This window comes from Kribbella steppae, assembly GCF_004342025.1.
In the GTDB taxonomy this organism is placed as follows: domain Bacteria; phylum Actinomycetota; class Actinomycetes; order Propionibacteriales; family Kribbellaceae; genus Kribbella; species Kribbella steppae.
The window spans coordinates 275,982-295,780 of record NZ_SLWN01000012.1; the positions used below are offsets into that span (position 1 = coordinate 275,982).

Genomic DNA, 19,799 nt, shown 5'->3' on the forward strand with positions numbered 1-19,799 from the left:
GGTCATCGATGTCCTTACCCATTCGGACCGCGATCGTCGGCACCGGCAACCGGGCCCAGCTGTTCACCGAAGGGCTCGCCAAGCGGGACGGGTACGACGTGGTGGCGTTGTGCGACCCGAATTCGGTGCGGATGGCGTTCCACAACCGGATGCTGCTCGCGGCTGGTCGCCGTACCGCTCATCAATGGCCGCCGGCGCGCTTCGACGAGATGTTGCGGGTCGAGCGGATCGAGTTGCTGGTGGTGACGAGCGTCGACGCGACCCACGACCGCTACATCGAGTCCGCGCTGCGGGCCGGTGTCCGGGTGATCAGCGAGAAGCCGATGACGACCGATGCGGAGAAGGCGCAAAGCATTCTCGATACCTTGCGGGAGACGGGTGGCTCGTTGTCCGTCGCGTACAACTACCGGTTCAACCCGGTGCATCGGCGGGTGCGGTCTTTGCTGGCCGAGGGTGCGATCGGTGACGTGCACTCGGTGCACTTCGAATGGCTGCTCGACGTGTCGCATGGTGCCGACTACTTCCGGCGGTGGCATCGCGACAAGGCGAACTCCGGCGGCTTGATGGTGCACAAAGCCAGTCACCACTTCGACCTGGTGAACTGGTGGCTCGGCGCCGAGCCTCAGCTTGTCTACGGGCAAGGACAGTCGGCGTTCTACGGTCCTGGTCGGCGGCATGGGTACGCCCGCCCGCGAGTACTCGCGGGCGCATTCCTCGGCCGCGGCGCTCGACGATCCGTTCGCGCTGCACCTGGCGGACAACGCGACGTTGCGGGAGTTGTACCTGGACGCTGAGGCCGAAGACGGGTACTACCGGGATCGCAACGTCTTCGCGCCAGGGGTGACGATCGAGGACGACATGGCGTTGCTGGTGTCCTACGACACCGGTGCGACCGACTCCTCCGATGGCGTAGACATCGCCGACGCCCGGCAGGCAGCTCTGGCCTTGGTCACCGGCCTGGCTGCAAACCGGTCGTTCGAAACAGGTCAGCCGGTCCGGACTGCCGACGTACTGAAGCTCTAACTCAGCGCTGCGCGCAAGGCCGCGTGGGCACCTCGAACGATCGCTTCGCGGTTTGACTCGTACGTCGGGTCGGTGATGGCGGTCTTGTTGGCGGGGTCGAAGGACAGGACCGGGACGTGCAGATGGCCGGCAGGCGTCGACGGGTCGAGGAGGTCACGCTGCAGGGTGTTGCGGTAGGCAACCTCGTTGGAGAGGTAACCGCCACCGGCGCCCTCGGACGCGATCGAACCTGGCGTGGGTCCAAGCGGCTGGCGGACCGGTTGAGTCTGCCCGGCCGGGATCTCGAGGACCGAGGTGTTGACGCGCATCCGGAACGGCGTGACGTCGGCCTGGGACATCCGCGCCAGCGGAAGGCTCGAGGTCAGCCACTCGGGACCGGCCGGCATGCTGGGAGAGACCACAGGTGCGCTGATGGTGCCGCCGCCCCAGAGGTTGTTGTTGTCACCGATCGAGCTGACCGAACGGCGCCGGCCGTTGAACACCTCGAGGTCGAAGATCCCCACCCGTCCTTGGCTCGCGGTCATGACCAGATCGGCCCGTTGTGGTCCGGGGCGGTAGTGCGGGGCGAGTGCGTTCTCGACCATGTTCGCGTCGAAGTCGGTGTACCTGACCGGGAAGACGACGGTCTGGATCTCATACGTCTTGCCGTTCACCACCCAGCGCTGACCGTCGAGCGTCAAGGCGTTGGCGCCGGACGGATTGCCGATCCGGATGTCCGCGTCGAGGGTGAACGGGTCGAATCCGGTCACCAGGATCTTCCGTACGCCGGGCGCGAGGCGCGTGCTGGTGATGCCACGCGACGCGTATTCGAGTGACCGGATCAGTCCGGCGCGTTCCGCCGTACCGAGGTCGAAGTCCGGCTGCCACTGTCGGAGGGCGAGGGCCATCGAGATGCGTGCCCAGTAGAGGCCGCGGTCGTCGGTCGCAGGTAGTGCGCCGGGTCCTGTCTGCGGGCGTTGGGCGCGGTGGGTCGCCGTACGCCAGAGGGCTTCACCCTGGACGCGGACTAGGACCGCGGCGGCTCGTGAGTTCGGCGCCGAGCAGAGCAGGCGGGTGAAGAGTGCGACGTGTCGGTCGAAGCCGGAGCGGCGGAGGATCTCCGCCGGAACCGAGGGGCCGCCGGCGACACCATTGTCGAGACGTTGCTCCTCGACGGTGCCGTTGACGCCGGTTTCGAGGCAGCCGGTGATCGGGGCCGCCTGGACTGTGGGAGCGCCAGACAGAGCGGTGGTCAGGGCGATCGCACCGACGAGCAGTGAGCGTGAGAACGAACTGGGGCGGAGTCTCATAAGGGCTGTCTATCAGATCCGTCCACATCCGCCGAGACATCCGAACAGACCCCGGGTATTGCAGACAGTATCCAAGGGGTTACCTTCAGAAGGCGGGTGTTCGCCCACGCCGCCTTGTCCAAGGAGCACAGTTGAGCATCACATCTCGTCGCCGGTCGGTTGCCGCGGCGCCCGTCACCTCGCGGCGCCGGTTCCTGACCACCGCCCTGCACACTACTCTCGTCGCCGGCGCCGGCGGCGCCGCCCTGACTGCCTGCGCGGAGTCCGGTACGACGTCCGCCCCGGCCGCCCAGACGATCGGGACGAACCCACCGAGTCCGCCGCCTGTTGTGGACGGCAACCAAGCGCTGCAGCGGCTGCTGGAGGGCAATGCGCGCTTCGTCGCCGACCGCGATGAGAACCTCGACGAGGGAGTGGCCCGGCGGGTTGCCGTGAGCCAGGGCCAGCATCCGTTCGCCACCGTGATCGGCTGCGTGGACTCCCGGGTGCCGATCGAGTTGATCTTCGACCAGGGACTCGGCGACCTGGTCGTCGTACGCAGTGCCGGCGAGGCGCTTGACCACTCAGTGATCGGCAGCCTCGAGTTCGGTGTCGCGGAGTTGGACACGCCGCTGCTGATGGTCCTTGGCCACCAGCGCTGCGGCGCCCTGACCGCCACCATCAAGGCACTCGACTCCGGTCAGCGCACCGCCGAAGCAGGCGAGATGGGCTACCTGGTCGACTCGCTCGCTCCGGCTGTCCGCCAGGTCGCGGGGAAGCCGGGAGACCGCCTGACCAACGCCGTCCACGCCAACGTCGACCTGACGTTGGCCAAGCTCCGCCAGTCGGCGGTCATCGGTCCGCTGGAGAAGGCGGGCAAGCTCAAACTCGTCGGCGCGTACTACGAACTCGACACCGGCAAGGTCATCGTCAGCTAGGTGGCCGCGCAGAGCTGGGTGCGGAGGGTCTGGCCGGCCCACTCCACCCAGCGGTCATGGGACCAGCCGCGATCGCGGACAAAGAGCAGGTAGAGCTCGGGGCTGAGGATCCCGTAGAGCAGGTCGGCCGCTTCGTCGGCGGTCAGGTCTTTGCGTGCACCCGGTTTGGTGACGAAGGCGTTTGCGGCCGCGCGCTGGACGACGTACCGCAGGTCCTCGTCCTGCGGCCAGAGCGCGGCGACCTCCGGGTCGTTGGCGACGGCTGCCTCCAGGACGCGCATGATCGGTGAAACCCGGGCCAGGACCGCGCTCGACCCGGGGACGTAGGCGGTCAGCATCTCCTCGGCCGTGGCGGCGGCTACCGCACCGGTGAACCAGGGGCGGTCGAGGGTGGCGACCGGCTCGGTGTCGCCGGCGATGGTGGTGTCGACGAGTTCCTTGAGCAGGGCGCGTTTGTTGCCGAAGACGAAGTAGATCGTCTGCACCGCGACACCGGCCCGGTCAGCGATGTCCTGCAGGTTGGTGGCGCCGTACCCGTCCTCGATGAACAGGTCCGTCGCCGCCTGGGTGATCCGTCGCCGGGTCTCCTGCGCCTTCTCCGTGCGCTTGCTAAGTCGCTTGACAGCGGTCATGACTAGAGTCTATCTCTAGATTCGTTCGCTATAAGTCAACTCTAGTGAGAGGATCTAGTCATGACACTCATCGCAGTAACCCGTTTCGAGGCCGTCGACACCGTGACGGCCGACGAGGTGCGGAACCGGCACACCGCTCTGGTCGGCGCCGTCCGGGCGGCGCGACCCGGCCTGACCGAGGCGCGTCTCGGTCAGCTCGAGGACGGCAAGTGGGTCGGCGTGTGGCGCTGGGACTCCGCGGACAGCCTGAAGGCGGTCCGCGAGCTGGTGCCGACGATGCCGGAGGTCAAGCAGGCCTTCGAGGTCGTCCGGGAAGGCTCCGCCGTCGTCGACGAGATCTCGGTCGTCGACGAGCTCTGACGGGTCAGCGCGTCCAGGGCAGTTCGGTGACGCGGAGATTCGTACAGCCGTAGGGGATGAAGGTCAGGTCCTCGGTCGCGGCGGTCGTGGTGACCGGGCTGGGCGGGGGTGCGGCGGCTGCGCCGTGCTCGAGGGTCCAGTCCGGCACCAGGCGGCCTTTGACGTGGAGCTGGAGAGGTGCCTTCGTGAAGGGGTGCTCGGCGACGGCTTCGCGCACGAGCTTGATGCCATCCGGATCGATCGCGTAGTTCCAGGGCGCGGTCGGGTGGATCTCGAAGGTGGCGTGGGGCTCCTCGCCGCCGATCTTGTTCCACTGCTCCGGGACGGCGAGCGAGAACACGAGCGGCCCGCGTTCGAGCGTGATGGCGTCCGCCGGGCGGGGGACCGCCTTGACCGTGGCCGGCAGGTGCAGTCGTACGACGTGCGGCCCTCCGGACCAGTCACGTCGTACCTGGTGAAGGGTGCCGGGGGCAACGGCCTCGCCGTCGACGGTGGCTCCGGTGGACCACGCTGGGATGCGGAGGTTCAGGGGTACGACGCCCGAGCCGCTGACCGTGATCGTGACGTCGTCCTCGAAGGGGTATGCCGTGGACACGTCGACCGACAGGCCGTCGTACTCGAAGGAGCATTGCGCGTAGGAGATGGCCGTCAGTGCACCATCGCCTGTGTGCATCCAGAGGCGCGTGGTGAAGCGTGGCCAGCCCTGGTGGCGGTTGGCGGTGCAGCAGCCGAAGTGGGGTTCGAGACCGAAGACGTTCGCGTCGGGGCCGTTGTTGGTGTAGACGCGGTCCTCGGTGACGTGGCAGATCACCTGGTTGGCCTGCTGAACGTATTGGTGGGTCCACTCGTCAGGCGCCGTACTCGCGGGCAAAGCGTTGAAGGCGAGGCGCTCAACCAGGTCGGCCAGTGGTTCGACGGCGCCCCAGGACTCCAGGGCGACCTCGAGCGACGCGAGGTACTCGACGACGGTGCAGGTCTCGGTGCCCTGGCTCGGGTGGCGGCCGGCGAGGTGTTCGTCGCAGCTGAACAGGCCGCTCGGCTGGCCGTGATACTCATCCAACGCCGCGATCATCTGGAGTAGACGGGCCTGCTGATCGGTCGGGTCGTGACGCCACCAGACTGGCATCGCCTTGAGGCCCATCGCGACGTTGACGCCGTGGGACGACAGGTAGACATCGTTCATCCAGTAGCCGCCGTGCTGGTCCTTCATCGCCAGCAACGTTGCCTCGTCCACCTTTTCGCGGAACGGCAGGTCATCGGCGTACCCGGACCAGTCGAAGCCCTGCTCTTTGCTTTTCGCCGCCAGCGCGAGCAGCCACTCCTCGCCGGTGAGGTCGTGCAACTGGTTGATCACCCAGACGATGTCGGTCCAGCGCGACCGCGCCCACTCCTGCAGCGGCCATTCGTCGAGCAGTACGTCGAGCAGCCGGAGGAACCGCAGTGCGGCCGGGACCACGCGCTCGTCGCCGGTCGCGTCGAGATGCTGCAGCAGCGCCTTCAGCACGATGATCCGCGGCCAGACGTCATGATCCGCGTACGTCGCGGCACCCGAACGCGGGCCGAACCAGCCGTCCTCGTGCTGGTGCTCGAGGATGTGATCCACCCACCGACGCACCTTCGCCTTCAACCGCTCGTCGTCCAGCAGATAGGCGATCCCGGTGATGCCGTCGAGCCAGTACGGTCCTCGCTCCCAGCCCTCGGCATCACCGCCGATCCACCCGCTCCGCGCGATGTCGGGCCAGAACTCGTCCAGGTGCCCGGCCATCCCGTCGGCCTGCAGGCGCAGGCGCTCCAGCAGCCATCCCTCCGGCCGGAGAGTTGCCAGCGGCAACGGGCGGAGGGCCGGCGGGGTGAGTCCCGGCATCAGTCGATCTGGGTGAGGCGGCCGGTATCCACGTCGTACATGAACCCGCCGACCAGGATGTCGTCACCGATCAGGGGGTGTTCGCGGACGGCGGCGACGTCGCGGCGCAGGCCCTCGAGCTGGTCAGGGATGACGTGGATCGGGAGGTAGCCGGCCGGCTTGCCTGCCGCGGCCTCGACCTTGGCCCGCAGCTCGTCCTCCGACATCGCGGCCATCGCGCAGCGGGTGTGCGGGATGATCATGATCCGGCGGACACCGAGCAACTGGACGCCGAGCACGAGGCCGGTCATGGTCACCTCGGTGACCCGGCCGCCCGCACTGCGCAGGACCTTCGCGTCACCAGGCTTGAGGCCGAGCATCTCCAGCGGCGGGATGCGTGAGTCCATACAGGTGACGACGCCGACCCCGGCATGCGCGATGCCGTCGAACCCGCTGTAGGCGAAGTCCTTGGCGTAGTCGGCGTTGGCGGCCAGCAGGTCCTCGAATCCGCTGGTCATCGGGCGTCACCTGGAACTGGGGTTCCGGCATGCAGAATCGACATGGCGAACGGCTCCTTTCCGCAGGACTCCGGACGTGGTGGATCAGCGGGTGCACTGGTGACCGGCACGGTCCACGACCGGCCGTCGCGATGGACGACGACGACTGAGCCCAGGTCTTCGCCCACGACACTGAGGGCATCCAGCGCCAGCTCACCGATGAGCCGGCGTACGGCGATTTCCGCGGTCTGACCGCGTTTGGTCCAGGTCGACCGGCCGCGCAGCCCGGTCAGGACGGTCTCACCACGACCGCCGGCCTCGAGCACCGCGACCGCAGTCTCGGCCGTCAGGTGACCGTGCATCGTGCCAGCGGGCAGCAGCGTCGCGGTCGGCGCGAACCGGTGTCCGCCGAGGTGGTTCGCCTCCCAGACCCGGCCGGGTGCGACGGCCGCCAGCGCCGTGACCAGCGGCCGGCCGAGAAGCGCGCAGCACTCGTCCCGCTTGCCGTTCGTACACACCAGCATCACGGGTTCGTCGACCACGGTCAGCGTCGGCAGCGACTCGATCACGGCATCCCGATCGCCCCGGCCGACAGCTTTGAGGTCGAGCTTGTCCAGTTCCAGCGGGTCGGCGACACGGCCGCCGAGCAGCCAGGTTCGTCCGGGTGTGGTCGAGGCGATGTACACCTGATGTGACCGGTCGGTGGCGTCCGGGTGCCGGCCGGGCGAGCGGATCAGCCCGAACCGGACGTCCGCTTTCTTGCACGCCTCGTCGATCGCGCCACCGAACTCCGGGTCGAGATGGCTCTGCGTCGGCGCCTTGGCACCCCATGGGCCGGGTTGCTCGACGAGGAGCCAGCCACTGGCCACGACCGCCGTACCGGGGAGCGGCTCACGCAGCTCTCGGCAGAAGGTCGAGCACAGGCCTGGCCGGCCGGTCGCGTCGAGTCGTGCGGTCACGGGTTCACGGTACGACAGCTGGGACGGGTGTCTCGCACGATGACCATCATCTGTGCACAACGCCACGTCGGCCGAGCAGCAGGACGGCCACTACGGCGGCCAGGAAGGCGCATCCGGCGGCTCCGGCGAAGATTGTGTGAACTTGTGAAACGGCTGCGTCGCGCAAAGCGTCGACGAACGGCCGGCACGAACCCGGCGCGGACGGGCACAGCTCGTTCGGTGACGGAATGTCGTCGACGATCGCGAAGTACCGGCGTAGCCCGATCGCGGTGAGTGCGGACACGCCGACGAGCATGCCCACCATCCGGGCGACCACGACCAGTGCACTCACCAGGCCGTGGCTGTCCGGGGGAGTGGACCCGAGCATGGCCGTGTTGACCGGCGACAACGCCAGCCCGAACCCGAACCCGCACACGAGCAGTGCGACGGTCGCCGGCCAGTGATCGAGCGCGTCACGACTCCAGAACGCCATCACCACGAACATCGCCCCGGCCAACGCCAGCCCGACACCGGTGATCAAACCCAGCCCATAGCGCCGGGTCAGCCACCCGCCAACCACCGCACCAACCGGCAACGCGATGAGGAATCGCAGCAACACCAACGCAGCGGCCAACTGCCCGCCACCCTGGGTCGTCCGCGCGAACACGGGTACGTCGACCAATGCCGCGATCAACGCGCAACCGACGAGGAAGCTGACCACCAGCGAGCCCCAGGCCGGCGCGGCGTTCAGCAATCCATGCGGCACGATCGCCCGCGTCGTACGCCGCTGCCAGACCGCAAAGGCCACCGCGAACACAGCGGCCCCGACCAGCAACCACGGCCCGGCCGGTGACATCAACTCGCGCTCGGGATCGGCGGTGGCAAACGCCAGCACCACACCAGCCAGAGCCAGCGCGAGCAGCAGGGCGCCAACGAGGTCGACCTGAGAGAGCATCTCCCGCAGCCGGGCCCTGCGGAGCATCAACGCGATCCAGAGCAGCAGCAGTACGGCGGTGACGACGCCGATCGGCGTGAACAGGCGCGAATCGCCGGAGAACGGCACGAACGGAAGGCCGAGCGTGACACCGGACGCGAGTCGTTCGGGTGCGGTGAGCGTGAGGCCGAGAGCGAGGCAGGCGAGGATGCCGACGGCGGCCGACAGCGGTGGTGGACGACGACCGCGCAGCAGTACTGCGAGCACGAGCGCGACGACGAGGTTGAGCCAGAAGATGTACCGCCAGTCCGCCACCGCAAGCACGAGAGCACCCAGCAGCGGCCCGAGCACCGACCCGAGCTCCTGCACCGCGCCGACCACACCCAGCGGCAGTCCACGCCGCTCAGCCGGCCACAGGTCGGCGACCAACGCCAACGTGGCAGGCACGAGCCCGCCACCGCCGACACCCTGCAGGAACCGCCCGATCACTATCAGGGACAAGTCGTACGCCGCGGCGGTGATCAGCGACCCCACCGCGAACAGCAGCAACGCCCCGATCAGGACCGGCGTACGACCGACCACGTCGGCGATCCGCCCGATCAACGGCAGTACGGCGATGTACCCGAGCAGGAACCCGGAGATGATCGGCGCCGCCCGCTGCAATTCGTCCGCCGACAACCCGACCCCGGACATCATGTCCGGCAGGGCGAGGACGACGACGTAGGTGTCAGCAGCCGCGAAGGCGACCGCGATCGAGGCGAGTGTGAGCCGAACCCTCGGGTTGGCCACGGGCGGATCCCCGGTCACGGCTTGGTGATCTCGACCTGTTCGCCGTACCTGTCCAGGGTCACGTCATAGCTGCTGGTGGCGCCGTCGTAGAACGGGCCGGTGATCGTTGCCGACACCAACTGCTTGGTGGCCTTGTCGATCTTGAACGTGCTCGGGAAGTCCTGGTCGGCCGGGGCCTTCGGGAAGATGCCCTGCAGCGACTTGCCCTGGATCGTGCCGGTGATCTCGGTCAGCACCTTGGCGCCGTCCCGGGTCTCACCCTTGATCTGCGGGTCCTTCACCGTCGGCAGCACCGAGGTCAGGCCCTTGTCCGGGTCCAGCAGGATCGCCGGGTCGGGTGCGCCGAGGGCGGCCAGTTGGGCCGGTGGCAGCTCGATGAAGCTCGTCGTGAACGGCAGCTTCGCGTAGACCTTGCTGCCGACCGCGACCACCTCGGCGTCGATCGCCGAGCCCGCGGTGCGTACGGTCAGCTTGCCCTTGAACGCCGGCGCGTGCGTCGCCACCCCGTCACCGCTGGCCAGAGCCTGCGCGCCCTCCGGGAGGTCCCGGCCGGTCAGGACGATGTGCACGCTGGCCGCGTCGTCGATGGTCTGCTTGGCAGCTGTCAGCAGCGCGACCGGATCGTCACCCGACTGACCGTTGCCGCCGTCGGTGTCCTTCTTGTCGTCGCTGCAGCCCGCCAGCGCCAGTACCAGCACCGCGCCGAGCGCGAGCAGTCTCTTCATGGGGGTCAGCCTGCCATGTAACTAACACTGTCCGGAGCACAGGCGGCGATGGGTTGCGCCACCGGCACGCCGGAGCCGTCGCGCCGCGGGTCGATCGGCGGCAACTCCACCGGCGCACCGCTGCTCGCACTCGCCCGGACCGGAGCCGCACCGATGAATCCGAGCAGCAGCCCGTCCTCACCCTTGAGCAGCCGCTGACAGCGCACACCACCGGTGCCGCGGCCCTTGCCCGGGTACTCGCTGAACGGCGTCACCTTCACCGCGCCGACCTCGGTCCCCGGCAGCGCGGACGAGGAGCCCGCGATCGTGACGACCTGTGCGTCGCGGCCGCTGTCGACGGCACCGAAGTACACGACCTTCGCGTCCTTGCCCAGCCGGACACCGGCCATACCGCCCGCGGTCCGGCCCTGCGGACGCACCACCGACGCCGGGAAGTGCAGCAGTTGCGCGTCAGACGTGATGAAGCACAGTTCCTCGTCGCCCGTGGTCAGCTCGACCGCGCCGATCACCTCGTCGCCGTCGTTCAGCCGGACGATCTCCCACGCGTCGCGGTTGCTCAGATGGTCGGGCAGGACCCTCTTCACCACGCCACCCGCCGTACCTAAAGCCACGCCGATCGAGTCGGGATCCATCGTGGTCAGCGCGAGCGCCTTCTCACCGGGCTCCAGCGACACGAACTCCGCCACCGGCGCGCCACCCTGCAGGTTCGGCGCGTTGGCGGTCGTCGGCACGGCGGGGAGGTCGAGCGACTCGAGCCGGATCAGCCGGCCGGCGCTGGTGATCAGGCCGTACTGGCCGCGGGCGGTGCTCTTCACCGCGGACACGATCGCGTCGTGCTTGGCCCGGGTGTCGCCGGTGCCGAACGGCTCGACACCGTTCGTCCGGGCGAGCAGCCCGGTCGAGCTCATCAGCACCCAGCACGGGTCGTCGCTGACCTCGAGCGGCACGGCCGCGGTCTTGGTCGCGCCGGACGACTCCAGCAGCACGGTCCGCCGCGGCGTGCCGTAGGTCTTGGCGACCTCGGCCAGTTCCTCCGACACCGTCTTGCGGAGCAGGTTCTCGTCCTCGAGGATCGCGGTCAGCCGCTCGATCTCGCGCTCCAGCTCGCCCTTCTCGGTCTCCAGTTCGAGCTTGGAGTACTTCGTCAGTCGGCGCAGCGGCATGTCGAGGATGTAGTTGGTCTGCACCTCGGTCAGGTCGTAGATCTCCATCAGCCGGCCGCGGGCCTCGGCGGCGTCGTCGCTGCTGCGGATGATCTGGATGACCTCGTCGATGTCCAGGATCGCGATCAGCAGGCCGTCGACGATGTGCAGCCGGTCCTGGGCCTTCGTCCGCCGGAACTCGCTGCGCCGCCGGACCACGTCGTACCGGTGGCCGAGGTAGACCTCGAGCAGCTCCTTCAGGCCGAGGGTGCGCGGCTGGCCGTCGACCAGGCAGACCGCGTTGACGTGGAAGGCGTCCTCGAGCGGGGTCAGCTTGTACAGCTGCTCCAGCAGCGCCTCGGGGACGAAGCCGTTCTTGACCTCGATCACCAGCTGGGTGCCGTGGGCCCGGTCGGTCAGGTCCTTGACGTCGGCGATGCCCTGCAGCTTCTTGGACTGGACCAGGGTCTTGATCTTCTCGATCACCTTCTCCGGACCGACCGAGTACGGCAGTTCGGTGACCACGATGCCCTTGCGCCGCGGGGTGACGTTCTCGATCCGGGCGGTGGCGCGCATCTTGAAGCTGCCTCGGCCGGTGGCGTAGGCGTCCTTGATGCCCTCCAGACCGACGATCTTGCCGCCGGTCGGCAGGTCCGGGCCCGGGATGAACCGCATCAGGTCGTCCAGGTCCGCGGTCGGCGTCTTGATCAGGTGCCGCAGCGCCTGGATCACCTCGACCAGGTTGTGCGGGGCCATGTTGGTGGCCATCCCGACCGCGATCCCGGCGGCGCCGTTGACCAGCAGGTTCGGGAAGGCGGCCGGCAGCACCGACGGCTCTTCCTCCCGGCCGTCGTAGTTCGGCCGGAAGTCGACGACGTTCTCGTCCAGGCCCTGCGTCATCGCCACTGCGGGCGGCGCCATCCGGCACTCGGTGTTGTGGTTGACGAACCCACCAGCAAGGAATGAGTGATCAGCGCTGTCGACCCGTAGCGAGTAGACGGCCTCGGGTGCGCAGTCCTCGACGGAGGCTACCTCGACGAACCGATAGCCCGAGTCCATGATCGGCGCGACCACGCCGAGAATCTCAGGATCCTTGAACTTGGTGACAAGCAGGCTTCGGTCGGTCTGCCAACGCTCGACCCGGTCGAAATTATGGTTGAGCAGGCAACTCTTACCCGTGCCTCTGCCTGGGCCGAGCGCATCGCGCACGTAGTCCGCGACGTACGGTGCGCGGTCTCGGGTGAGGCGATGCGTGTAGCGAGGAGCATTCCGCAGGAGCTCGTGGAGCTTGTGACGTTTGGCAGCGAGGAAACCGATCCGCTCGCCGAAAGCATGGATGTTGTGCTGGCCCGAGATAACCAGGCGATACTCACCGCGGCTGTAGTGGGTGAGGTTGCTGTGCACGCCGAATTCGAGAAGGAGTTCCTGCAATTCCGCTGCCAGGACCTGACTGTAGGTCGAGTATTGAATCGTCATCGACGCGTCGTTGGCGCGACGGATGCCGCCATCGCCTTCGTACAGTGCCATGAGGAATGCACGCTTCAGACCGACCGGTCCGCGCCACACTGCTTCCGGGACGTGCTTGTCTGCCGCCTTGAAACCGATCAGGTCAGCGAGTGGGCTCTCACGGAAGGCACTGAGGTTCTGGATGTCGAGCTCGTGGATCGTGCGCTGCGATCGGCGGGTCTTCCTCGAATACACATACCGCGGGCCACCCACGATTGCGTCGTACGCCGTGATGACGTACTGGAAGTACTCTTCGTCAGTGTTGTTGAAGCCGGCTCGCTCGGCGGAAGCGAATCCTTCGGACACCCAGGCGCCGAACAGCGTGCCCAGCATCATCTCGTGCGCCATCGGAACATCCGTGGTCCACGCGTTGCGAGCCAGGCAGACAACCGTGCCGGACGTCACCTCGTCGAGGCGCAACCATTGGAACATCGGCACACCTGCGACCGGCACAAGACACAGCACTGGGTGGTTATGGCTGCCGCGCAACGCATGACCGCTCTTTGTCACCAATCTCTTGACGGGATGTACGCCGGAGTTGAAGAGCTTGGTGGCGCGAACGGGCTTGCCGTCCTTGTCAAGCACCTCCAGGTCCGTGTCGGCCTCGGAGTTCTCCGGTAGGTCCACGACATCGGCGATCTTGATGGAGCGGCCATCCGCGAGCCGCACTCGGGTGTCGCCTGTCAGGCAATACCGCATCGCGGCCGGGCCGTCGTCGAGGGAGCCGAAGTTTCCGTGGCCGTCGATCAGCGGGACCCGCATCGACCACGGCTGCGCGGTCCGGACCAGGGCGTCGTAGATCGCGCCGTCGCCGTGCGGGTGGTACTTACCCATCACTTCACCGACCACGCGGGCCGACTTCACGTGACCGCGGTCGGGACGGATGTTGTTCTCCGCCATCGAGAACAGGATCCGTCGCTGGACCGGTTTCAGTCCGTCCCGCGCGTCCGGTAGCGCCCGGGAGTAGATCACCGAATAGGCGTACTCCAGGTAGCTGGTGCGCATCTCGTCGGACACGTCGACGTCAAGGATGTGCTCCTCGAAGTCCTCGGGCTCGGCGGTGGTGCTGATACGGCGTGCCATGCGGGTCTACGAACTCCTCGATCAAACCGGTACGGCGCCGCGACGGTCCGGCGCCGTTGCCCATTGTCCCTGCTGAACCCCCGTTTGCCCGGCCACGACCCGCCATCCGTCCCGGACCAGTCGTCGCAGCCGGTCTAGTCCACTGCTGCCGACGGCTGCGACCGGCGGAGGATGTACGTCGTCGGGGCCAGAGCGGACCCTACCGCCAAGGTCAGACAGACTCCGCCGATACCCAGCAGCACACCCCACGGCACGGTCACCGGTACGTCGGCCAGCCCGTCCGTCATGGCGTGCCGGAGCAGGATCCCGACCGTGACCGTGATCGCCGTACCGAGACTGAGCGCGACAGCGCCGACCAGGGAGGCCTCCCACAGCACCATCCGGCGGATCTGGGCAGGCGTGGCCCCGAGCAGCCGCGAGGTGATGAATTCGTGCCGCCGCTGCAGGCTGCCCATCAGCAGCGTGTTGGCGATCGCGATGGCGCTGTAGAGCGCGGCCGGACCGAGGAGCAGGATCAGCCCGAACCGGTTGCCCTCCCGGACCCCTGCGGCCTGTTCCGCCTCCCACTCAGCAGCCGGTACGGCGTTCGGCAGCCTGGACACCAATGCGGTCGCGTCGACCCCGTCGGCGGGCAGGACGAACTGGCGGTCCGGCTGGGCGGTCGGAGCGTGCTTGCGGGCCAGGTCGAGGGGGACCAGGAACGACGGGTTCACCCCGAACGCGTCCTTGACGATCGCGACGACCTTCAGCTTGACCTCGGTCCGGTCCAGGAAGGTCACCGGGATCTCGTCCCCGACCCGGTAGCCCTCGAAGCCCGACCTCTCCTTGCCGATGACCACAGTGTCGCCGGTGAGCCGGTTGACGTCCCCGGAGAGCGCGGTCAGGTCGCGAGTGCGGGCGGCGATCGCCGGGTCGATGCCTTCAGCGTCCTCGAGTTCGGCGTCGTCCTGGCCGATCCGGACGAATTGGATCGGCAGCCCGGCATCCACGACGGCCACCCCGGGGACGGCGCCGACGTCGGCCGGACCGGTGACGACCACCGGCGCGCGGAGGGTGTCGCGGATACTCGCTTCGGCGCTGTCGGCGGCGAAGCTGAGGCTGAGCACCATCGAGCCTGCGATGGCCGAGATGGCCAGGATCGGCGCCGCGAGTGAGGCGCTGCGGCGCGGAGCAGCAACCACGTTGCTGCGGGCGAGCAGTCCGGACACGTGGGTCCACCCGGTCAGCGGCACCGCCCACAACCGGGCGATCCACGGCACGATCAGCGGCGACAGCAGGGTCAGCGCGATCACCAGCAACATCGGCGTGAACATCGCCAGCGGGACCATGCCCTCGCCCGTCGACGGCCGGATCAGCGCCAGCAGCGTGATCGACCCGGCCAGGAAGAGCAGCCCGAAGACGACGCGTACCGGCCCGATCCGCGGCGGCTCCAGCGCGGCTTCCCGCAGTGCGTCGATCGGCCCTACCCGCCCGGCGCGACGCGCCGCCGACCGAGCACCGAGCATCGCCACAAGCAGTCCGGCGCCGACCGCGATCGCCAGCGGCACCCACGGCGAGGCCGGCTCGAGCTTCACCGGTGCCAGCTCGGTGTACGACGCTTTGCTCAGTAGTAGGGGAGTCGCCAACTGGGCGAGCACCGCACCGGTGAGCGAGGCCACGAGTGCGACGACGAACGCTTCGCCGAGGACCATCCGCCGTACCTGCCCCGGCGTCGCGCCGATGAGGCGGAGCAGCCCGATCTCCTGGCGCCGCGAGGCGACCGCGAAGGCGAAGGTGCTGGCGATGACGAAGATCGTGATGAACCCGCTGATCGTGCCGACCATGCTGAGCACGACCTGGAGCCCGGAGACATCAGCGTCGGACAGTGGGATCCGGACCTGCTGAGGCGCGGTGTCTGAGCTGCCCAGCGTCGTCACGGTCATGCTTTCGGCCAGCGGGCCGCGGTAGGCGATGGTGGCTGCCGTTGCGGTGGCCGCGAGGCCGAGCAGGAACACCCCGACGGCCAGCGCGATGAACGAGCCGGCGTACAACGAACGATGACGGCTGACGGTCTGACGGCTGAGGTAGAACATCATCGCTCCAACGAACTCATCGCCGAGGCGATCTGGGCCGGCGTACCACGGTCGAGGTGACCTGCGATCAGGCCGTCGGAGAGGAACAGCACCCGCTCGGCGTACGCGGCCGCGACCGGGTCGTGGGTGACCATCACCACGGTCTGCCCGGCCTGATCGGTTGCCTCGCGCAACAGAGACAGCACCTGCCGGCTAGTCCCGCTGTCCAGCGCACCGGTCGGTTCGTCGGCGAAGAAGACCGATGGCTCGGTGATCAGCGCCCGCGCGATTGCGACCCGCTGCTGCTGTCCACCGGACAGCTCCGCGGGACGCCGCTTCGCCATGCCCTCCAGCCCTACCTGCTCCAGCACCCGACGTACGTCGTTGCGGCTCGGGCGGCGGCCGGTCAGCCGCAGGGGAAGTGCGACGTTGTCGTAGACGGTGAGCGACGGCAGCAGGTTGTAGGCCTGGAAGACGAACCCCATCTCTTTCCGGCGCAGCTTGGTCAGTGCGACCTCGTTGAGCCCATGCAGGCTCACTCCGCCGAGTACGACGGTGCCGTTGGTGGGCTGGTCGAGTCCGGCCGCACACTGCAGCAGTGTGGACTTGCCGGAGCCGGACGGGCCCATCACGGCGGTGAACGAGCCTCGCAGGAAGTGGTACGTCACGCCTCGCAGCGCATCGACCGCTCCGGCCTTGGACCTGTAGGTCTTGGTGATGCCGTCCAGCAGCAGAGCCGGCGGTTCAGTGGGTACGACGCTTGGGTGGGTCGGCGCGGTAGCGGTCATAGAACCAGACAACCGTTCAGGCCCGGTTTCCACCCTGGCCCACGGAAGAGACCTGGAGTAGCGCGCACGCTACCGTCCAGCAGGCCGTCGCGGACCTAGGGTTGACCAGGTGGAGAGACCTATGACGCTGCTTTTGGCCGGGCCTTCGGCGCCGGCGCGGTCATGGGGCTTTCCCTCCCGGCCTTCCCTCGTCGCTCCAGTCGCTACGCTCCCTCCGCTCCTCAGTCCAGGCCGGGAGGCCCCATGACCGTGTGGGCGGCGATGGCCTCGCCGCGCTACCTGGTGTCGTCCTGGCCCTGGCGCAGCTACGCCTACCTGTTCTCCTCGGTGCCGGTGGGTGTGGTGACCATCGGCGTACTCCTTGGCGTGGCGGCGGCCAGTGCGGTGCTGAGCCCGATCCTGATCGGGATCCTGCTGATCACCATGTTCCCGCTGATCGGGGTGCTGATCGGCCGGGTCGAGCGGTGGCGGGCCGGACTGGTGCTGATCGACGGGATCAGCAGCCCGCACGCGAAGATGCCGGAGTCGCTGTCGCGGCGGGAGAAGCTGAAATTCCGGCGGCGGGAGCAGGCGTCGCTGCGGGCGCTCGGGTACGGGTTCGTGCTGGGCGTCTTCGTCTGGCCGCTGAGTGCCCTGTTCGCCGGTGTGAGTGCGACCGTCCTCGTCATCACGCTGGCCGCGCCGGTGATCGCCGACGGCGACGAGATGGGCATGGGTCCGTGGATCCTGGACAGCGCGCAGGAAGGGTTCATCTTCCTGCTGTGCTTCGGCCCGGTCTTCTATGCCCTGAGCTCCTATCTGATCGGCGTTCTCGCCGGTGCAGAGGCCGCGCTCGCGAAGGCGATGCTGGGTCCGCGACAGGACGAGCTGCAGCGGAACGTGGCTGAGCTGCGCCGGTCCCGGCTCGATCTGGTGGATGCGTTCGAGACCGAGCGAGTGCGGATCGAGCGGCATCTGCACGACGGCGTACAGCAGCGGCTGGTCGGGTTGACGATGACGCTCGGGCTGGCCGAACTCGATCTGCCGGACGGCGAAGGCAAGCGACTCGTCGTGAAGGCGCACAGCGAGGCCGAGGCTGCGCTGGCAGACCTGCGGGAGGCAGTCCGGGGGATCCACCCGCGCGTGCTCGTCGACCACGGGCTGGAGGCGGCCGTACTGGAGGTGGCGGACCGGAGTCCGCTGCCGGTGAACGTTCAGCTGACCCTGCCGTCGCGACTGCCGCCGCCGATCGAGGCCGCGGCGTACTTCGTCGTCAGCGAGGCGTTGGCCAACGTCGCCAAGCACGCACAGGCGACCAACTGCGAGGTGATCGGGTGGGTCGAGCGCGATCGACTCGTCATCACGATCACCGATGACGGCGTCGGCGGCGCTCGGACGGGCGCCGGTACCGGACTCACCGGGCTGGTGACCCGGTTGGACGCCTTGGGAGGCACACTCGACATCGACAGCCCACCCGGTGGGCCGACTCGATTGAGGATGGAGTGCCCGTGCCGACTCGGCGACTGAGCATCGTGCTGGCCGAAGACTCGCTGCTGTTGCGTGAGGGCCTGGCCAGCATCCTCGACCGCGCCGGTCACGAAGTGCGGGACGCTGTCGGCGATGCGGACACGCTGCTGGCCGTCGTACGCAAGGAACCGCCGGATGTGGTGATCACCGACGTACGGATGCCGCCCGGGCACAGTGATGAAGGCCTGCGGGCAGCGGCCGCGATCCGGGCGGAGTTCCCGTCGATCGGGATCCTGGTGCTGTCCCAGTACGTCGCCGACGCGTATCTGTCCACGTTGCTCGAGACAACGACCGGCGGGATCGGGTACCTGCTGAAAGACCGGGTCGGGCATGTCGCGGAGTTCCTCGAGTCACTCGACCGCGTGGCCGACGGCGGGACCGTGGTGGATCCGGAAGTGGTCCGGCAGTTGCTGGCGCGGCGGCGGAACGACGGGCCGCTGTCGGCGCTCACGCCGCGGGAGCTGGAGGTGCTCGCGCTGATGGCGGAGGGCCGGGTGAACGCATCGATCGCCGAGCAGTTGGTCGTCAGCGAGGCCGCCGTACGCAAGCACGTCGGCAACATCTTCGCCAAGCTTCAGCTGGACGACGGTCTCGATCGGCGGGTATCCGCGGTCCTCACCTACCTTCGCGGTTGAACCGCGAGGGAGGATCGGGTTATGGACAGTGACATCCGGAAAATCCTGGCGGACTGCGAGACCTGGGCCGTGGTCGGGTTGTCGAACAACACCAGCCGGGCCGCGTACGGCGTGGCGCGGTTCCTGCAGGGGCACGGTAAGCGGATCGTGCCGGTGCATCCGTCGGCGGAGACGGTGCACGGCGAGCAGGGGTACGCCACGCTCGCCGACATCCCGTTCCCGGTGGACTGCGTCGATGTGTTCGTCCGGTCCGAGCTGGCCGGTGACATCGCGGACCAGGCGGTGGGAATCAACGCGAAGGCGGTGTGGTTCCAGCTGGATGTAGTGGATCCGGACGCTTACACGCGGACGACGGCCGCTGGGTTGACCATGGTGATGAACCGTTGCCCGGCGATCGAGTGGGGCCGTCTGGGTCCGTCCTGACCATCGACACCGAAGGGTTCTGATGATCTCGATCGACGCGTCCACCGACTTCGGCAAGCGGATCGCGCGGCAGCTGCACGACGAGCGGGTGCTGTGGCTGACCACCGTCGGCAAGTCCGGAACGCCGGCGCCGAACCCGGTCTGGTTCCTCTGGTACGGCGACCATCTGCTGATCTCCAGTCAGCCGGACAAGGCCAAGCTGCGCAACATCGCCGCCCACCCGCGGGTCGCGCTGAACTTCAACGCCACCCACACCGGCGGCGACGTCGGGGTGATCTCGGGTACGGCGGTGATCGACGACAACCCGATCAGCGGTGACGAGCTGGCGGCGTACAACAACAAGTACGGCGAGGACATCGCCCACCTGGGCATGACGAACGACCAGTTCCACGCCGACTACTCCGTGCTCGTCCGCATCACCCCCGACAAACTCCGCGGCTTCTAGCCGAGGCAGCCCGACCATTTCAGCGGAGATCCCCTGAAATGAACCCTTCTCCCTCTGAAATTCGAGGGGAGAAGGGGCGAGGTGAGGGGTTATCCGGCTCTCCTGTCTGATGTGTGGGTCAGTTTCGGCCGGGGAGGGGTGGTCGGTAGCCGCCGAGGGTGAGCATGGCGAGGGCGATGAGGGCGATGAGGGCGTGCGGGTCGTGGAAGCCGTAGGCGATGCGGGTGATGAGGCGGATCTTGGTGTTGACGGCTTCGATGCGGGCGTTGGTCA

Annotated in this window: 18 protein-coding genes and 3 pseudogenes; 8 read left to right on the plus strand and 13 right to left on the minus strand. The window is 68.0% G+C overall.

From position 1 onward, the window contains the following. Nucleotides 1–8: 8 nt before the first annotated feature. Both EV652_RS32230 and EV652_RS44790 read left to right on the plus strand, forming a co-directional pair. Entirely contained in the window at nucleotides 9–794 is a 786-nt protein-coding gene (locus tag EV652_RS32230) for a Gfo/Idh/MocA family protein (RefSeq protein ID WP_199238503.1), read from the plus strand. Continuing rightward, nucleotides 778–1,023, plus strand: a complete 246-nt coding sequence (locus EV652_RS44790) for a hypothetical protein (RefSeq protein ID WP_199238504.1) — start codon at nucleotides 778–780, stop codon at nucleotides 1,021–1,023. Before EV652_RS32230 ends, EV652_RS44790 begins: the two co-directional genes overlap by 17 nt. Here the strand turns inward: EV652_RS44790 and EV652_RS32235 are convergent. Next, entirely contained in the window at nucleotides 1,020–2,312 is a 1,293-nt protein-coding gene (locus tag EV652_RS32235) for a pyroglutamyl-peptidase I (RefSeq protein WP_132213051.1), read from the minus strand. The genes EV652_RS44790 and EV652_RS32235 overlap by 4 nt on opposite strands. A gap of 131 nt (nucleotides 2,313–2,443) precedes the next feature. Here EV652_RS32235 and EV652_RS32240 point away from each other — a divergent pair, with 131 nt between their 5' ends. Then, nucleotides 2,444–3,229 (plus strand): carbonic anhydrase, encoded by a 786-nt coding sequence (locus EV652_RS32240; RefSeq protein WP_132213052.1) that lies wholly within the window; start codon nucleotides 2,444–2,446, stop codon nucleotides 3,227–3,229. On the opposite strand, the gene EV652_RS32245 is transcribed toward EV652_RS32240, so the two are convergent. After that, the gene (locus EV652_RS32245) at nucleotides 3,226–3,861 is read right to left on the minus strand and encodes a TetR/AcrR family transcriptional regulator (protein WP_132213053.1); all 636 of its coding nucleotides are present in this window, start codon (nucleotides 3,859–3,861) and stop codon (nucleotides 3,226–3,228) included. The genes EV652_RS32240 and EV652_RS32245 overlap by 4 nt on opposite strands. Nucleotides 3,862–3,921: 60 nt before the next feature. On the opposite strand from EV652_RS32245, the gene EV652_RS32250 reads away from it, so the two are divergent. Then, nucleotides 3,922–4,221: a hypothetical protein gene (locus EV652_RS32250; RefSeq protein WP_132213054.1), complete on the plus strand. Its 300-nt coding sequence runs from the start codon at nucleotides 3,922–3,924 to the stop codon at nucleotides 4,219–4,221. 4 nt (nucleotides 4,222–4,225) lie between these two features. Here EV652_RS32250 and EV652_RS32255 read toward each other — a convergent pair whose 3' ends face one another. From EV652_RS32255 to EV652_RS32290, 10 genes and pseudogenes are all read right to left on the minus strand, one after another. Beyond that, complete coding sequence (locus EV652_RS32255) at nucleotides 4,226–6,085, minus strand: beta-L-arabinofuranosidase domain-containing protein (RefSeq protein ID WP_132213055.1); 1,860 nt, start codon at nucleotides 6,083–6,085, stop codon at nucleotides 4,226–4,228. Next, a complete protein-coding gene (locus EV652_RS32260) occupies nucleotides 6,085–6,582 on the minus strand; it encodes a beta-class carbonic anhydrase (protein ID WP_132213056.1) in 498 nt (165 codons plus the stop codon). The genes EV652_RS32255 and EV652_RS32260 overlap by 1 nt, the downstream gene beginning before the upstream one ends. Beyond that, nucleotides 6,579–7,520 (minus strand): ferredoxin family protein, encoded by a 942-nt coding sequence (locus EV652_RS32265; RefSeq protein ID WP_132213057.1) that lies wholly within the window; start codon nucleotides 7,518–7,520, stop codon nucleotides 6,579–6,581. Before EV652_RS32265 ends, EV652_RS32260 begins: the two co-directional genes overlap by 4 nt. Nucleotides 7,521–7,566: 46 nt before the next feature. Continuing rightward, nucleotides 7,567–9,222, minus strand: a complete 1,656-nt coding sequence (locus EV652_RS32270; protein WP_132213058.1) for an MFS transporter — start codon at nucleotides 9,220–9,222, stop codon at nucleotides 7,567–7,569. Between the two features lie 14 nt (nucleotides 9,223–9,236). Beyond that, the gene (locus EV652_RS32275; protein WP_132213059.1) at nucleotides 9,237–9,947 is read right to left on the minus strand and encodes an LppX_LprAFG lipoprotein; all 711 of its coding nucleotides are present in this window, start codon (nucleotides 9,945–9,947) and stop codon (nucleotides 9,237–9,239) included. 5 nt (nucleotides 9,948–9,952) lie between these two features. Then, nucleotides 9,953–12,175: pseudogene (locus tag EV652_RS46405) on the minus strand (DNA gyrase subunit A); the annotation flags it as partial. A 237-nt stretch (nucleotides 12,176–12,412) separates the two neighbouring features. Then, a pseudogene (locus tag EV652_RS46410) lies at nucleotides 12,413–13,027 on the minus strand (LAGLIDADG family homing endonuclease); the annotation flags it as partial. Between the two features lie 87 nt (nucleotides 13,028–13,114). After that, nucleotides 13,115–13,678, minus strand: a pseudogene (locus EV652_RS46415) (DNA gyrase subunit A); the annotation flags it as partial. Between the two features lie 134 nt (nucleotides 13,679–13,812). After that, on the minus strand, nucleotides 13,813–15,753 hold the full coding sequence (locus EV652_RS32285) for an FtsX-like permease family protein (RefSeq protein ID WP_242002138.1): 1,941 nt from the start codon (nucleotides 15,751–15,753) through the stop codon (nucleotides 13,813–13,815). Beyond that, the gene (locus EV652_RS32290; RefSeq protein WP_132213061.1) at nucleotides 15,750–16,517 is read right to left on the minus strand and encodes an ABC transporter ATP-binding protein; all 768 of its coding nucleotides are present in this window, start codon (nucleotides 16,515–16,517) and stop codon (nucleotides 15,750–15,752) included. The genes EV652_RS32285 and EV652_RS32290 overlap by 4 nt, the downstream gene beginning before the upstream one ends. A 243-nt stretch (nucleotides 16,518–16,760) precedes the next feature. On the opposite strand from EV652_RS32290, the gene EV652_RS32295 reads away from it, so the two are divergent. From EV652_RS32295 to EV652_RS32310, 4 genes are read left to right on the plus strand one after another with little or no spacing between them, the layout of a single operon-like run. Then, a complete protein-coding gene (locus tag EV652_RS32295; protein ID WP_132213062.1) occupies nucleotides 16,761–18,023 on the plus strand; it encodes a sensor histidine kinase in 1,263 nt (420 codons plus the stop codon). Beyond that, on the plus strand, nucleotides 18,005–18,658 hold the full coding sequence (locus tag EV652_RS32300; RefSeq protein ID WP_132213063.1) for a response regulator transcription factor: 654 nt from the start codon (nucleotides 18,005–18,007) through the stop codon (nucleotides 18,656–18,658). The genes EV652_RS32295 and EV652_RS32300 overlap by 19 nt, the downstream gene beginning before the upstream one ends. A 21-nt stretch (nucleotides 18,659–18,679) precedes the next feature. Next, nucleotides 18,680–19,081: a CoA-binding protein gene (locus tag EV652_RS32305; RefSeq protein ID WP_132213064.1), complete on the plus strand. Its 402-nt coding sequence runs from the start codon at nucleotides 18,680–18,682 to the stop codon at nucleotides 19,079–19,081. A gap of 22 nt (nucleotides 19,082–19,103) precedes the next feature. Then, entirely contained in the window at nucleotides 19,104–19,526 is a 423-nt protein-coding gene (locus EV652_RS32310; RefSeq protein ID WP_132213065.1) for a TIGR03667 family PPOX class F420-dependent oxidoreductase, read from the plus strand. Between the two features lie 118 nt (nucleotides 19,527–19,644). Here EV652_RS32310 and EV652_RS32315 read toward each other — a convergent pair. Next, nucleotides 19,645–19,799: transposase (locus EV652_RS32315; protein ID WP_199238505.1), on the minus strand; the 155-nt coding region annotated here is incomplete at its 5' end.